The organism is Colwellia sp. (assembly GCF_013215345.1).
Lineage (GTDB): Bacteria > Pseudomonadota > Gammaproteobacteria > Enterobacterales > Alteromonadaceae > Colwellia.
In genome coordinates, this window is the sequence record NZ_JABSOV010000088.1 from 1 (window position 1) to 16,039 (window position 16,039).

Here is a 16,039-nt window from a genome sequence, read left to right on the forward strand (position 1 = left end):
CTGGACTCTTTTAATATATTGGTGTGGTAACTTTTATATTACCTCACTCGTTAAGGGTGAGGGAGTCCAATTATCTAATATCAAACTCCATTTTTAGAACTCTTTTGGCCGCTACTCGACTAAAACTGAAAGTTAACTTTGTTCCGCTATCGATTAACAGCTGATAACGATTGAACTAATAAGCAGTTAGTCATAACATTGATTTATCGGTTCACTGTCTATTTTAAAAAGCCACTTGAACCTTATTTAAGTAATAGCCACTTAAACTATTTTCATATAAACATTCACTACTTAAAAAATAAGAGAGTCTTTAGTGTCATCTTCTTTTACCAGTAAACTGCCTAATGTAGAGACCAGTATTTTCACTGAGATGTCGATAATGGCCAATCAGTATCAAGCCATTAATTTGTCGCAAGGCTTTCCTGAATTTGAACCGCCTGCTCTTTTGAAAGATAAAATTAATCAAGCCATTAATGAAGGCAAGAATCAATATTCACCATCAAACGGTTTGCCTGAGCTGTTAACTGAAATTGCCAACATGGTACATAGACAGTATCAAACGCATTTACCCCATGGACAAAAGCTCGACGGGCTAAACAACGTCACTATTACCTCAGGTGCTACCGAAGCATTATGGGTCGCGATACAAACCCTAGTTCGCCCAGGTGATGAAGTGATTATTTTTGATCCCGCCTACGACTCTTATGAGCCTGCTGTTGAACTTGCTGGAGGAATTTGTCGCCATATCACACTTGCTGCGCCAAGTTATGCAATAAACTGGGCCGTGGTAGAACAAAACATCAATGCAAAAACACGCGCTATTATTATCAACAGTCCACACAATCCAACCGGCTCAATATTGAGTCAAGCTGATCTTAGTACGTTACAAGGCTTGGTTAATAAATATAATTTATATGTCATCAGCGACGAAGTATATGAGCACATGACCTTTGACGGTTTACGTCATGAGAGTGTTTTGCGTTATCCTGAATTGTTTAAACGCGCCTTTGTCATCTCTAGCTTTGGTAAAACATTTCACTGTACTGGCTGGAAAATGGGTTATTGCGCCGCACCCGATGAGCTTATGACCGAATTTAGAAAGATTCATCAATACGTTACCTTTTGCTCTTTTACCCCAGCACAAATTGCCATTGCGCAAATGTTAAAAGCGCAACCAGCACATATCACCGAGTTAGCAGGTTTCTATCAGCAAAAAAGAGATGTGCTCATAAACGCACTACAAGGCTCTCGTTTTACCCTACGTCCCTCAAAAGGTACTTATTTCTTATTATTGGATTATTCGGCAATATCACAGCTCAATGACCGTGAATTTTGTCAGTGGTTAACCAAAGAAATAGGCGTTGCCGCTATTCCGCTCAGCCCATTTCACCCAGCAGAGCAACGGCAGGCTTATCAGCAAAACAATAAAGTTATCCGACTCTGTTTTGCTAAAAATGACGACACTTTACTTAAAGCAGCACAAATATTATGTCAACTTTAACCATAGCCGCAGTGCAATACGATATTCATTGGTTAGATCAACAAGCCAATTTTAATCACTTAGAGCAGATCATCAAAAATCACTTTACTGACAATGCTGCTGTCGACCTATTATTACTACCAGAAACCTTTTCAACGGGTTTTTGTATTAATAAAAGCAATGTACAAGAGCCCGAAGGTGGCGGCTTTGCGTTAGCCTGGCTAAAGAAAATAGCACGACAATATAACTGCGTAGTAGCTGGCAGTGTTTTAGTGAGCCAAAACGATAAAAAGGTGAACCGTTTTTATTGGGTATTTGCAAATGGCACGGTTGAACATTACGACAAACGTCATTTATTTCGTTTAGGTAAAGAGCAAGACCATGTTGAACAAGGCAAAAATAGAAAAGTAATATCCATTAACGGCATCAAAATACTGCCATTGGTTTGTTACGATTTACGCTTTCCCGTTTGGTCTAGAAATTGCCAAGATTATGACCTTATGGTCAATGTCGCTAATTGGCCTGCGGCGCGACGTCATGTCTGGGATACTTTATTAAAAGCACGAGCAATGGAAAATCAAAGCTTTGTTGTTGGCGTGAATCGTATAGGTGTAGACGGTAGCAATACCCCTCATTCTGGTGGTACCACTATCATTGATTTTACCGGTGAAAACATTGTTTGTGCTGCGGATAATCAACAACAAATCATTACCACGCAACTCGACTTTAGCAAGCTGGCGAAATTCAAAGATGACTTCCCGGCATTTTTAGATGCCGACGAATTTAAATTATTATAACGAGTGAGTAACGCTGTTATTTAGCGCGTTACTCTCTGTGTCGCGACTCATATTTAGTGTTAATTTGAGTTTGATGTATTCGCTCAGGTGAATCCCAAAGGCAGAGGTAAGAGTAGAGACAGCCCACTCTTGCTCTTGGCTGTCGTCGCCACCGCGATAAATCATTAAAATTTACTCTGCTCCCATTTCCATATGAAAAGCATATGAGAAATTTAACTATTTGCTAAGAATAGTTTTAGGAATAAAGCCCACTGATAAAGTAAAAGTGTTCCGCTGTACCCACGACGCCAGTGACGATACATTCAAAGTCCGTGGTCAGTTTCAGCCAGCTTTCATCACTGAGGTGAAGTATCCTTATCTAGCTCACACAAAAGTGCCTTCCGAACAGTTTGGCGGAAAATGTGATAATACCGGGTATCTAATAAACTAACCTGTTGTGAACGAGGCTTAGCCATAATAAGTTCGTGGGCGACGTACCGCCTCTCCAGGAATCCCTGCTACGCCCTACTACCCAGAGGACACAATCACCACTAGCGTAGCCCACAGAACCTGCCGCTAAGCTCATGGTAAAAATAATCCTTAAGTTACGGAAATCATGCTCGTTTGGTTGTTATTGCCACCGCGAAAAACCATTCAGAAAACAGGAATACTTTTAAACTATCACCAAGCCTTTTATTTATTCTTAGCCCTATTACAGCCAAATAAACTCAGGTTGGCGCAAATGGCATAGTGGTTGTCACTCCGTGCAAAGTAACATCCGTAATACTTAAGTATCATTTACTCACTCACTTCAGTGCTTCAATGACATTTAACAACAAGTCACCACATATATAAATGATGTTAAGACTGAGCTTTGACTGGTAACTCTTAATAAAACAAGGATAACGATCATGAACAATAAAGACATTAGCCAAGTAGCACTATTTAAAGGCGTTAACTCGCATAAAGAAAAAAGTAAAAATAGAAGTAAAACTATGATCCAGTCTTATAAAGAACAAAAGTTAGGCTTAAAGAGCCAAAGTGATTTAACCCGACGATAACAGGCTGAGTTTTATTGCATAGTAATTTAAAGGGGCGAACTCCAGCGCCCTGCCTTGCTTGGAGTAGTAATGCTATGTTTGTCGTCGCAGAAATCTATCAATAGTTATCTTTGCCCAATTTATTACCTTTATTTATTTCTATATATTTGAACAGAACTCGTTACTTTTTGGTTGTCTTAGCAATGTAGCCTAAAATATTTTCACCATCACTTGCTAGTATTTTATCACTACTTTGTCTTACAAATTCAAGCTCATGGGTAATACATTTAAGCTGATCTCTTAGATCATGACTGACAAATAAAAGGTGGGTTTTACTGTTTGCCGCAATATAGTCCATTAACGCTAAAACTTTCTCACGGTTATGATTGTCTAAGCCTTGGCATGGCTCATCTAAAATCAAAATCATCGGTAACTTCACCACGGCGCGGGCAATTAATACTAAGCGCTGTTCACCGTATGAAAGTTGATTAAAGTAAGTATTTTCATGCTGCTCTAGTCCTAGTAAAACTAACCACTGACGAGCAATAATCACTTGCTGTCGGCTCGGGCTATCATACAAACCGATACTATCGTAAAAACCTGAAAGTACCACTTTGATTAACGTTGTTGATACCCGGTAATCTCGATGTAATTGTGCGCTCACTAAACCGTAATGACGCTTTATATCCCAAATAGATTCACCACTGCCACGCTTTACACCAAATAAATGAATATCTTTGCCGTAAGCTTTTGGACTATCGCCAGAAATCATTGCTAATAGGGTTGATTTACCACAGCCATTTGGCCCAATAATACGCCAATGTTGGCCTTGCTCAAACTGCCAGTTGAGTGCATTGAATATTGGTTTTTGATCAAAACTTACTGAAACATTATTAACCGACACCAATGTTTTGTTTTTTTCCAGGCTATCGTACGTTAAACAGTCGGGTAAATGGTGTGGCAGACTATAATGGCTTTCATTAAGTTGCTGCCATTGCTCAGAGGCGATAATTTCCTTTCGCTTACCTGAAAGTATTATTTTACCCTTTTGCATATAGATTAAGTTTTCAATACTACTGGGTAGGCTTTGATGATAAAAATCAAATAAAATAATGCTAACACCTTGCGCCACCAATGAATTAAGCACACTACTTAAATGTGCCTGCGAGCCAATATCTAGCCCTGCATAAGGTTCGTCTAGTAACATTACTTGCGGTTTCAACATTAATGCTCGTGCCATTAATATCTTTCGTGTTTCACCGGTAGATAATATTTTAAAAGGTTTTTCGAGCAACTTTTCAATAGCTAATAGCGCAACTATTTCCTCTAAGTCTTTTTGTAAGAATGGATTATCATCAATAATTATTTCGCGCGCGGTACGGCCATTATCTACCGCTCCTTCCATATAATCACTGCGATCGTTCAGGCGGTCTTGCGCTAAGGTTTGCGCTTCTAATTCAAAGCTTAAGGTAGTGAATTTTTCAGTTAAAGTTACACTACCTTGATAATTCGTTATTTCCCCGGCCAATATTTGCGCTAACACAGATTTACCACTGGCGTTATCGCCTAGCACGAGCAGTGACTCACCTTTTTCTAAAGATAATTGCTCAATTGATAACGATGACTTATTTGGTGGCTTAACCGGTGAAGTATTCGGTAATGAGTTCGGTGATTTGCTAGATAACTGAAAGTGTAATTTCTCAATAGATAACATGTGATACAGCAAAGTAAAGTATGGATGTTTAATTATACTAATTTTGCTTATTTAAAAGCTACGATCAAAATATTATTAGTTATATTTAACTGAGACTTGGCATCTTTTTCTATTTTGCATCGTGGTGGCCACTACATTTATCTGCAATCGCGAGTGTTAAGCTCAAAAGCATAGAGTTTATTTACTTGCTTGGCATCCCAGTGGCGATCACATCCAAGGAACGACGTACAGCAGTGCCTTCAGCGCCCCTATTAAAAGGTTCGATACACTTGAATAAACTAAGAAAACATTTATTAACAGCTCAGAGATATTCCAGGAGATGAATATAAAAAAGAAAGAGTGAGGCTGTCTCACTCTTTCTTCTGGGTGGCGTCGCCGCGACTTATCACTAAAATTCAATTAAGCCAGAAGTCAAAAATTAACATTTAAAATTGTATCAGAGTTGATTTTTTCGCTACTTTTTATGACTCAACAATAGGTAATAATGTAATTTCAACACGACGATTAATCTCGCGCCCACCAGCTGTATTATTGTTTGCTACAGGTTGATCTTCGCCAAAGCCTATTATCTCAAAACGATCACTAAGAATTTTTTCTCTACGTAGGAATTGAGCTACAGAGTTTGCACGGTCTTCAGATAATCTTTGGTTATGCTGAGCAGAACCACTGGAGTCTGTATGGCCAGCAACTACAATGACGGTTTGGTTATATTCTTCAAGTACTAAAGCAACTGAACTTAACACCTCAGTAAAATTGCTATTAATGTTAGCGCTGTTTGTAGCAAAGATAATATTGCCCGGCATGATCAGGTTAATTTTGTCACCTTCACGCTGAATACTTACGCCACTATCTCGTAGTTGCTTGCGTAATTTCGCTTCTTGAGCGTCCATATAAAAGCCAATACCACCGCCGATAGCCGCGCCACCTGCTCCTGCGGCCAGAATACGTTTATTACGTGTATTGCTGTCTTCATCTTTATTAGCAATATAAGCGACAACAGCAGCTAAGCTGGCTCCCGTAGCTGCTCCTATAGCCGTTTTGGTAGTTTTACTTTCACCTGTGTAGGGGTCAAATGTTGTACAGCCTTGTAACAACAATATAGCTGAAGCGGTGATGATCAATTTTTTCATGGAGGTTTCCTGTATTAGCCTTATAGCGACTTCGAAGAAGCGATGGCTATTAATAAATTACTTTAAGAGGTTATTGCGACTACTGCTTTTTTAATATGAATTACAAACACAAAAAAACCGATTAGCAGTCGGGTTTGAATATTTTACGAAAACGTAAAAATATAAAACTGAAATAATTTTATACTTAATATGTATGAGGTTCAAGTTCCCTTAAGCAATCACTAGAATAACGTGTTGTAATATATATATAATTCAAACTATTTAGGTTGTCCAACCATATCACGTGAACACCAATTTTTTATGAAGTAATAACCAGTGTGCAACGCCATTGTTTGGAGTTTTCATTTTATGCTTAGCGTCGCGACGGCGATCATAGCAAATGGGGCGTTACAGACCATTTATATGAAGCTCGCTTTTGGAATTTCCATGCCACTCGAGCAGCTAAAATGAAAATTAAATCTTGGCTGAACTAAGTAAAACATGTCATTTTTTAATTAAAACGATAATTTAATCATTGTTATCAATGTAAAATTTAGCCATGGTATTACTTCTTATACCATTTGGATTAATTAAGCTTCCAGCTTTCATTTTAAAATAAGCAATGAGAATAAATTTTCAAGAACAAGGCGCTTGATTGAGCAATAGCTGGCTATTGGGATTGAAAGCAACGATGTTATTGGAACTTTAGGCCATTTGAAAATGATCACTTAGTTAGTGTAATTGGTATTATATTTTCAATTTCAGTTTTAGCCAAGGAATGCTCATTTATGCACTCGTCAAAGCCATTTGTTAATCAGGTACTAAATCTTTTTAATAGTAAAAAATTAATCATCATCTGCTCACTTTTCCCTATACTTGCTAATGCAACAATTGCCGACCAAGATTTTATTCAATGCAAAGTTAATTTAGCTGAACGCGCTGAAACCGCTGGGTTTTCTTCCTATATAACGCAAACGGTTATTAATAATATTTCCCCTATTGAGCAAGTGATTGCTTTAGATAAAAAACAACCCGAATTTACCCAAACTTTTGAGCAATATATTAAGGCAAGAGTTACTGCTTACCATGTTCGAGTAGGTGATGAAAAATTAAGAAAAAACAAAAAGCTATTTGACTCATTAGAAAAAAAATACGGCATTCCCCGCCAATATTTAGTGTCTTTTTGGGGCTTAGAAACCGTTTTTGGTAAACACAAAGGTAAAATGTCGGTACTTGATGCCTTAGCAACATTAGCCTGTGATCAACGCCGTAGTGAGTTTTTTACTCAAGAATTATTAAACTTGTTCACCTTAATTGAAACAGAACAAGTTTCTGTTGAGCAACTAAAGGGCTCTTGGGCCGGTGCAATGGGGCATATGCAATTTATGCCTTCAGCGTTATTAAAATACGCTGTTGATGGTGATAATGATGGCAAAGTGGATGTTTGGAATAGTGAGGTTGATGCACTAACAACGGCGGCTAATTACTTAAGTAAAATCGATTGGCAAACCAAAGAACGCTGGGGCAGAGAAGTTAAATTACCAGAAAACTTTGCCTTCGATAAAGTGGCTTTTGATCAATATTACCCACTTAATTATTTTCAGCAGTTAGGTGTTCAAAAAACTAACAATCAACCATTACCTATTTATGATATTCAAGCTGAGCTTTATTTACCTTCAGGCCATCAAGGGCCAGCATTTTTACTTTACCCTAATTTCAATGTGATCATGACGTGGAATCTGTCGAAAAGCTATGCGCTATCAGTAGGCATATTGGCCAATAAATTGGTTGGCGCTAAAGACATTGAGTTTTTTCAAAAAGAGCAAACTAAGGTGAAACCTTATAGTGTTGCTGAAATGAGAAATCTACAAAGCCAGCTTAATTCGTTAGCGTTTGAAACAGGTGAACCCGATGGCATTTGGGGGCCTAAAAGCAGACATGCCATTCGCTTATTTCAGCTACAAAATCAACTTATTGCCGATGGCTATCCAAATAAAGAAGTTTTTTTAACAATTAAGTCAGTGATGAGTAAAATTGAGCCTATAACGCCCAGTACCAATCAAGGGAGTTAATGATAAAGTTGCTTGATGCCTGACCAAGTAACCTAATAGCGCAATGCTACATTGATATTTTGGCGTTAACGCCAAGGCTTGTTTTTTACTTTCCTACTTAAGGTCGCGGTGGCGACTACGCTCTAGGGCGAGACACCACCGCGACAAATCATTCAAACTTACTCTGCCCTATTAGTTTTATGGCTTGCAGACAGAAAAAGCGCTAGAGCTAACTCACAATGCTTTGTTAGATGGTTTTCTTACGAATTAGGGTCAGACCAAATAGAGACATCAGCATCAATACGATGGATGAAGGCTCGGGAACAGCAACAGTTACCGGCACACCAATAACATCTTGTAAGTTAGCCGTTGGGATATTACCAGCCAGGATTTGGGTTTCCGCCAAGATTAAGCCGTCACCAAGGATCCAATTACACCCAGAAGAAATGTACGTGCCCGCAAAAGAGCCCGCAGCCACATTGGCGGTACAGCCTATGTCCAGGAAGTTGAACAATACATTAGATGACAACACACCATCCAGCTGAATTGCAGATCCGCCACCCAGAAAAAAGTTACCGGTGATATTAATTACAAACTCATCGATAGCAGAGCCACTTAAAGTAAGCGTGTCGCCGCCAGCCAAATGGATATCTCCATCAATAATAAAGGCATCAAGCCCGGAGCCAGAGGCAGTCAGTACCTGAGTGCTATTCACTGAGGAAAGAAGGCTACCACCGAGACTAGCCGCACTAAAAACCGCAGCTTCAAGATCTGAAAAAATCACATCCCACTCGGAATCACTTAGTTCTAGCGTCTCGCCATCTACAACCAATCCCGGCGATGCATTTATATAGCCGCCGTGCAGATTACCGTGTATTTTCACGCCAGGGGCTGTACTCAAGTAATTACGCGCACCAACATCACCCCAAATTTGAGCCTCAGAGCCCAGTACCATAGTCCCGCCGACGGGAAACTGCTCACCCGCGCTCAGCAAGGTGTAACTACCCGCTGCGCCCAAATTAATCGGCGTTGCCGAAACCAAAGAAGTCATCGCACTAAAACCTGCTATCGCGATAGCCTTGGTTAAAATTCCCATTCTATTTCCTATTCGATCTATAATTATTTTCTCGTCATGCACAACTGTCACAGTATTTAGCATCAACTGCGACTAAAGTACTTATGACTGGCCATAAGCAATTATCGAACCAACCGAGCATAAACCAACCAAAACAATTACTTGTTACTGCATTAACAATTATAACGACGAAAAGTGTTAAGTAACCCGACACTAAAAAAAGGGGGGTAATCAACCGGAATTAGTCGTAAAACCTTTACTATCAGCTGCTTCAATCACTATTATGGCGCGCGATATAGCAGACACTCACTCAGTGATTGAAATATACATAAGTGGTTTTTGGGTACCTTATGCAGGCAGAGTAGAATCAGAGGATGGCTTAAAAACCAAATTTTTGAAGGGTTCTCATACGGAAATGCAAATTCTCCGTAAGAAATTTATTGGTGATACTTGGAATATCATGATCAGCGTAAGCGGCATTTATCACAATGAGGACTCTACGACATTCACTTATCCCGAAAAAGCAGTAGATACAGATACATTGACTTGGGCTAAATTTTTTTTCTAAATGATAGCTGCGAGTATAAAACTTGAAGGTTTATGGATTAATTAAAGCCGAGTTAAAACAGAATTAAAGAGGCAGTGACAATAACAATTAATTATAATTATTAACTGTCACCGACCCCATTTATTACCATTTTATTAATATCGCCTATGATTTAGTGACTAGTCTTGGCAATGTGCATCAACAAGTGTGATTTGCGAGATAAGTACGCTATTGGGCGCAACTGATCCTGGTGAACCTCTGCTGCCATAGGCTAAATGGGGCGGTATATAAAGCTCCCAAGTTTCACCAACCTTCATCATAGGTACACCTTCACGCCATCCTTTAACCATTTTAGCTAGCTGAAACTTATCGGGGTTACCGCGTTGATAACTACTGTCGATAATTCGTTTCGATCTAGCTGACAACATTTTATAGTGCACTGTAACTTTATAATCAGCATCAGGTTTACAACCAGTACTATGTTCTAAAATTTTGTACTGCAACCCCGAGTCAGTGACTATCACTCCCTCTCGTTTAAGGTTCATTTTTAACCAGTGTGCATTGATTTCTTCAGGGCTATACACGCTACCTGAGTTGTTTGAACTAGCGCAAGCAAACATCAAGGAACAAGTAAAACTGACGAATAAAGTGCGTATTAACATCTTCTTACTCTCGACTAATAAATAGGGTGTTTTGTGATTTAGTAAATTAAATATGGCGTTTGGAAAAGTTATTTTTCACTTCGTTATGACTAATTGGAAAGCTGATTTTATAACTAAGTTACTTTAAAGTCATGACTTTAAAGTAAACAATTCATCTTATCTAGCACACTATTATTTTAATGGGATAACCATGCGCCTATTTATTGATGAATCATCAGGTGACCACTAATTTTAGCGCTGTTGAACGGGCAATTAATGGTGGAACATCCAATGATTTAGCAATAGCTTCTTGGTTTTTATAACGGTCAAAGTCGACTTTAGTAATATCTAATTGTTGTAAATAGGCTTTAAAAGCCGCAAAATCTTCTCGGCCAAACTCAATATTTGAATTTGTCATTAACCCATCAATATAAGCTTTATTGCCATTAATATTTATATTTGCGATACCCGAATAAGGCTGCCCATATTCCTCTACGCGTATCGCTCGAACCGCTTTAATTTCAAAAATCCAATTATCAATTTTAATGCAACGAGTTGCTGTTTTCTGGAGAGAAGTAGAAATATTCTTAGACATGTAAATTACCTGTTTTGGTTTTAGGCCATTTATTATGTGAATGTCGATTGCAACTCAAGCAACTTTCGTAATAAATAGGTCTTAATTTATATTTTACCTTTGTTGACTTTGTTAGCACAAAACACACCATAGTGGTAATAAGCTGTTTTTAAACTATTTTAAGCAGACGTTGAAAGAAAACGATGGTAATACTGTCGCCACCCGGCAACAGATGAAAAGATGACGTGGCTATTTAGATCTAAATTATTAGTGAATAGCGTTATAAATTCTTAGAAAACAACGAGTAGATATTTTGTGGTAGATTAGAGTTGTGTCGCTTTTAGGCGACAGTAAAATCATTATTTAATTTGAGTGCAACATAGAATTGCGCTGGTAAGATAATTCATCCGTGAACAACTCCATCCTTTTCATTGCCTTAGTACTTAATGGTTTATTTGCAGCCCGGCTCCCTACTTGGTGTCGGGTGACGACTGTACAAAAAGGGAACACCCGCTGCCCTTTTCAATCCCCCAAAGCGCCCACCATTTATCTTTTATTTGATTCATTGGTAGGCTTGAGTGTGACCGCCTGCTTGACCTCGCGGTGGCGACAAATCATTTAACTTTACTCTGCCCCTAATTATTACAGAGGATAGGCGACAACCCAAGCAGAGCTCTCATCACCTTGTCTATCAAATTTATATTTAACAGAAGAAAAACCACAGACTTTTACCAGGCCATTAAAATCGAACGGTTGTTTTGCTCCTGCTTTTGATTCCATGAATGCAGCATCGCTTGGTATAATAATTTTCTCATGTTCGGCTGAGATCACAAATGCGGCTTCAGCCAATATAAGATCATTATTATGAAGCTTGATAACCTCAGCATTGCCTAAACTATTGCCATCTAAATCTCTAAACTCAAACTCTTCTGGATGATTAATTTCAATAACATCACCGTCATTAAGTTGATATGTAATTAACATGTTTACCATTGTTCATTCTCCCAATTTAATTTGTTTTTTTAGTGGCTTAGAGGGCTTTACCTAATAAGCTAATCTGATGACAGAATACATTAAAATAACAAACTATTATTGATATGAACACACCTAAAGTCAGATACTTCTGTTAATAAAGACTTAGTCATCATAGTCGGAGAAGCAGAGGTTAGAATAACAATTAACAGCAGGTGCATAGTTAATTAGCCCTGTTAATTAAAATCCTACTTCGATGAGTTCTGCATTAAAGGCGGCTACATCGCAATCTTCACTAAGGCTACAGTGTTGAGTATAAAATTCTATCGCCAAATCATAACCTTTTAATGCTGCTATTTTTGACCACTCTAATGCTTGGTTTATTTTATTGCTGTCAAGATACAAACGAGCTAAATTAAGTTGCCCTTGAACATAACCTTTATTGGCAGATTCCAAGAAGAATCTTTCAGCGTCTTCTAAACTTTCTTTATTATCAGCATCTAACATAAAAGATAAACCGATTCTATTTTCACGATAACCTTCTACCTTCCTATTAACACCGATGTTGGTTGTCAGTACTATGGTGCCAAACAACTTTAAGTTTTTCGGACGTAGCACCAATAATACCGTATCGTTTTGATAGAAGTTAATCAGTTTATCGCGGGTAAATACATGATGCTTTTTATTGAAATACTTGGCATCTATGACCTTGGCTCCTCGTATGTCACTTGCTAAAGAGGACTCGTTTTCAAAAAGAAAGCGTGAAAATACCAAAGAAACAGTGTTAGGGGTAAGGCTGACCACCTTGCCCAAGACATACTTTTTATTGGGTGGTATTTTATCGTTAATACTAGTTTGATTAATATAATAAAAATCATTAACTTTAGGGTTTTCAATATATTCTTTACTGAGTAAATTGTCCTGATATTTATCATACTGCCAATAAGACAACGCCAGTAAAATCATAATAACGCCCGTATACATGGGGACCAAGGCATATAATTTGAATAGTTTTTTACTAAGTGTTTTATAGGCAGACGATGAAAGTGAGTCAACATCAAAAGAGCTATCACAATGATTACAGACGATATTGATGGATTTTTTAACCGGGACAAAGGGGATGACTTCTAAAAAAAAATACAGATAAGTCAGTTTTCCAATAACATTATGCAGCTTAGAGCCACAAGACTGGCATGTTAAGTGATCAATAGTGATCTTTTTAAATTCAATTTGTTTATATTCCATTGGAGTAACCTTGTTATTTACCAACTAATAGTATTGATTAGCTAGGTTTTATCTATATAAAGTGATTCTATCATCAGAGGCAGAGCCAGATGTAAAAAATTCACGCACGAGGTGGCGAATTGAGCCTTTGTTAGAACAGCCTAATTATAAAATTAAAGTGCAGGTATTATTAGCAAAGATTGAAGCCGTTTTAAGAAAGCCACAAAGTATTCCATTAAGCCGTCAAGGTGAACTCTTTACTGTGCAGTCTTTGATAATAAATGGGGTCAGATACTGAGGGTTCCCCAATAATTACAACCAAGTTGTTATGGGTGGCAGAATAAGATTCCAGAATAAGATTCTTAGATTCTGCGACGCCCTACTCAGCAGAACATTCAACCTTCAATTTTAACTAGCGTAAAACACTATTCCTGTCACTAAGATCAGAATATAAGTCGTCCATGGAAAGCGGCAGTCTTCGCCATCAGCACCTTTAGTTGAAAGAGCCTCAACAACACTTGAGAGAATTAAATAATACCTTTACTAGCCGCTCTGGGGGAATCCAAAGGCAGGGAAGAAAGAGTGGAGACAGTCTCACTCTTCCTTTTGGCTGTCACTGCGACAAATCATCTAATTTTACTCTGCCCGCAATTATGCTCCCATTTATCTTCTTTGCGGTTGCTAGTGTTAGCCCTTTCTAATTTTTCTGAGTTAATAACTGTAAATTTTTTTTAACCTAGAATATAGTGTTAGCTGCTTTATCAATACGTTGTCATATTTAAGAAAAGGTTAAAATGGAAGATATATTAGTTACTTTGGTTAACTTTGCCTGGGGACTTCCCATGGTTTTGTTACTTGTCGGCGGTGGTGCCTATTTTGTTATTCATTCTAGACTAGCGCCCTATAAAAGACTTGCTCATGCTATTAGCATCATTGGTGGCAAGTATGACAATGAAAAGAATAGCAAAGGAGATATTAGTCACTTTCAAGCGTTAATTGTCGCTCTGTCAGGAACGCTAGGTCTTGGAAATATTGCCGGGGTAGCTGTCGCCATTACCATGGGCGGGCCAGGAGCAATATTTTGGATGTGGTTAACGGCAATCGTTGGTATTGCAACCAAATTTTATACAGCATCTTTAGCTGTTATGTATCGAGGCGAGGACCGTAGTGGCAAATTACAGGGCGGGCCAATGTATGTGATTAGAGAAGGCTTAGATAAAAAATGGTTACCCCTAGCTTGGTTATTCTGCATCGGCTGCATATTTGGTGCCTTGCCTCTTTTTCAAATAAATCAATTAGTGCAAATATTAAGAGATGTTATTGCCATCCCCTATGGGCTAGCGGAAACAGACAATCACTTCACTTTTGATCTGCTAGTTGGTCTGGCATTATTTATGATGATTTCTTGGATCGTCATGGGGAAATTAACACGAATTACCGCAGTAGCCACTAAAGTTGTTCCTATTATGGTCATAGGTTATTTTATAATGACATTAGTGCTTCTGGTGATGAACTACCATAAAATACCTGAAACATTTATGCTTATTTTTTCAGGTGCATTTAATCCAGGCTCTGCTGCTGGAGGACTTATAGGTACTGTTATTATTATCGGGGTTCAACGAGGTGCTTTTTCTAACGAGGCGGGCATAGGCACTGAATCTTTAGCCCATGGAGCAGCTAAAACCAACGAACCCATTCGAGAAGGATTTGTTGCTTCATTTGGCCCCATTGTTGATACGTTAATTGTCTGCACATGTACTGCTTTAGCTGTGCTGGTTACCGGTGCATGGCACACAGATCATCAAGGCGTTGGCATGACGGTTTATGCCTTTGAGCAAACCTTTCCAAACGTAGGCAGCTATCTGTTAATGGTAATGGTGTTTTTTCTCAGTACTAGCACTGTGTTAACTTTTTGGTATTACGGCAGTAAATGTAGTGAGTTTTTGTTTGGTAAAACATTTGAAAAGGTTTATAAGCAGTTTTACCTGATGCTTATTATCGTAGGCGCTGTAGCATCCTTGTCTATGGTGATTAATTTCATCACCTTCATGTACGCTTTAATGGCAATTCCCACCATGATATCAACGCTATTACTCTCTTCAAAGGTAAGAAAGGCTACACAAAAATATATAAAAGATTACTTATAAATGATGTTTTTAAATAAGAATAAAGGGGCAGTGACAAAGTACTAGAATTACTATTTGTCACCGTGCTCCTTTATTTTTTGAGGTGAGAAAATACAACTTTTAATGAATCCGATAATGAGTGCCTGCTTCATTTAACGCTTGATAAAAGTCTTCAATATCGCAGGCTTCTTCTAATTGACAGATCACCCGATATTTTTCTATTGCTGGCTGATAACCTTGCAAAGCGGCCTGAAATAGCCATTGAGCCGCATTTTCAACATCACCACTTCCTTCAATATCGGTGAAGGTTAAGTAGAGTTCAGCCAAGTTGGTTTGTCCTGGTGCATAGCCTAATTCTGCCGATTGTTTCAATAATATAAAAGCTTGCTCAATGCCATCTTTAATATAACTTGCTTTAAGAAAAGCCACTCCTTGGGTATTTTCGCGCTTGCCAGGGATATAGTGCCACTGTTCTTTATCCACTGTAGTGTTAGTCACAGCGATGCCATCAATCATATAAACAGCTCTATTTCTCCCGATCGAAAAAAGCTCTGGCCGCACTACTCGATAGATAAAACCTTGTTCAAACAAGCTATCTAATTCCGCATAAGAAAAATTATGCCGTTGTTTTTCGAAATAATGAACATTTGTACTATGACCAAAGCTCACACCATTGCTCAAAGAATGTTTTAATGAATAAAAGTAATTAC

At 38.3% G+C, this 16,039-nt stretch carries 14 protein-coding genes and 1 pseudogene; 6 read left to right on the forward strand and 9 right to left on the reverse strand.

The genetic code is table 11. The features are described from left to right. The first annotated feature begins 370 nt into the window (after window positions 1-370). Complete coding sequence (locus HRT50_RS13240; RefSeq protein WP_291615290.1) at window positions 371-1,501, forward strand: methionine aminotransferase; 1,131 nt, start codon at window positions 371-373, stop codon at window positions 1,499-1,501. Beyond that, window positions 1,489-2,277: an amidohydrolase gene (locus HRT50_RS13245; protein WP_291615275.1), complete on the forward strand. Its 789-nt coding sequence runs from the start codon at window positions 1,489-1,491 to the stop codon at window positions 2,275-2,277. Before HRT50_RS13240 ends, HRT50_RS13245 begins: the two co-directional genes overlap by 13 nt. Here HRT50_RS13245 and HRT50_RS13250 read toward each other — a convergent pair. Further along, window positions 2,272-2,442 (reverse strand): hypothetical protein, encoded by a 171-nt coding sequence (locus HRT50_RS13250; protein WP_291615276.1) that lies wholly within the window; start codon window positions 2,440-2,442, stop codon window positions 2,272-2,274. The two genes, HRT50_RS13245 and HRT50_RS13250, sit on opposite strands and share 6 nt — an antisense overlap. Before the next feature lie 725 nt (window positions 2,443-3,167). Between HRT50_RS13250 and HRT50_RS13255 the strand changes: the two genes are divergently transcribed. Continuing rightward, window positions 3,168-3,317: a hypothetical protein gene (locus tag HRT50_RS13255; protein ID WP_291615277.1), complete on the forward strand. Its 150-nt coding sequence runs from the start codon at window positions 3,168-3,170 to the stop codon at window positions 3,315-3,317. 160 nt (window positions 3,318-3,477) lie between these two features. Here the strand turns inward: HRT50_RS13255 and modF are convergent, their stop codons facing one another. Together modF and HRT50_RS13265 are read right to left on the reverse strand one after the other, a co-directional pair. After that, window positions 3,478-5,010, reverse strand: a complete 1,533-nt coding sequence (modF, locus tag HRT50_RS13260; RefSeq protein ID WP_291615279.1) for a molybdate ABC transporter ATP-binding protein ModF — start codon at window positions 5,008-5,010, stop codon at window positions 3,478-3,480. Window positions 5,011-5,471: 461 nt separating this feature from the next. After that, window positions 5,472-6,140 carry an OmpA family protein gene (locus HRT50_RS13265; RefSeq protein WP_291615280.1) on the reverse strand — a complete coding sequence of 223 codons (669 nt, stop codon included), beginning with the start codon at window positions 6,138-6,140 and terminating at the stop codon, window positions 5,472-5,474. A 767-nt stretch (window positions 6,141-6,907) separates the two neighbouring features. Here HRT50_RS13265 and HRT50_RS13270 point away from each other — a divergent pair. Beyond that, window positions 6,908-8,191, forward strand: coding sequence for a lytic murein transglycosylase (locus HRT50_RS13270; RefSeq protein WP_291615281.1), 1,284 nt, complete (start codon window positions 6,908-6,910; stop codon window positions 8,189-8,191). A gap of 226 nt (window positions 8,192-8,417) precedes the next feature. Here the strand turns inward: HRT50_RS13270 and HRT50_RS13275 are convergent, their stop codons facing one another. Beyond that, window positions 8,418-9,266, reverse strand: a complete 849-nt coding sequence (locus HRT50_RS13275) for a PEP-CTERM sorting domain-containing protein (RefSeq protein WP_291615283.1) — start codon at window positions 9,264-9,266, stop codon at window positions 8,418-8,420. Window positions 9,267-9,528: 262 nt separating this feature from the next. Here HRT50_RS13275 and HRT50_RS13280 point away from each other — a divergent pair, with 262 nt between their 5' ends. Further along, a complete protein-coding gene (locus tag HRT50_RS13280) occupies window positions 9,529-9,813 on the forward strand; it encodes a hypothetical protein (RefSeq protein WP_291615284.1) in 285 nt (94 codons plus the stop codon). 158 nt (window positions 9,814-9,971) lie between these two features. Here the strand turns inward: HRT50_RS13280 and HRT50_RS13285 are convergent, their stop codons facing one another. The 4 genes from HRT50_RS13285 to HRT50_RS13300 form a co-directional block, all read right to left on the reverse strand. Then, window positions 9,972-10,454 (reverse strand): FKBP-type peptidyl-prolyl cis-trans isomerase, encoded by a 483-nt coding sequence (locus HRT50_RS13285; RefSeq protein WP_291615285.1) that lies wholly within the window; start codon window positions 10,452-10,454, stop codon window positions 9,972-9,974. A gap of 214 nt (window positions 10,455-10,668) precedes the next feature. Then, window positions 10,669-11,028 (reverse strand): hypothetical protein, encoded by a 360-nt coding sequence (locus HRT50_RS13290; protein WP_291615286.1) that lies wholly within the window; start codon window positions 11,026-11,028, stop codon window positions 10,669-10,671. Between the two features lie 621 nt (window positions 11,029-11,649). After that, on the reverse strand, window positions 11,650-11,991 hold the full coding sequence (locus HRT50_RS13295; RefSeq protein ID WP_291615287.1) for a hypothetical protein: 342 nt from the start codon (window positions 11,989-11,991) through the stop codon (window positions 11,650-11,652). Window positions 11,992-12,219: 228 nt separating this feature from the next. Then, window positions 12,220-13,224, reverse strand: coding sequence for a hypothetical protein (locus HRT50_RS13300; protein WP_291615288.1), 1,005 nt, complete (start codon window positions 13,222-13,224; stop codon window positions 12,220-12,222). A gap of 773 nt (window positions 13,225-13,997) precedes the next feature. On the opposite strand from HRT50_RS13300, the gene HRT50_RS13305 reads away from it, so the two are divergent. Further along, window positions 13,998-15,350: a sodium:alanine symporter family protein gene (locus HRT50_RS13305; protein ID WP_291615289.1), complete on the forward strand. Its 1,353-nt coding sequence runs from the start codon at window positions 13,998-14,000 to the stop codon at window positions 15,348-15,350. Between the two features lie 99 nt (window positions 15,351-15,449). On the opposite strand, the pseudogene HRT50_RS13310 reads toward HRT50_RS13305, so the two are convergent. Continuing rightward, a pseudogene (locus HRT50_RS13310) lies at window positions 15,450-16,039 on the reverse strand (hypothetical protein); the annotation flags it as partial.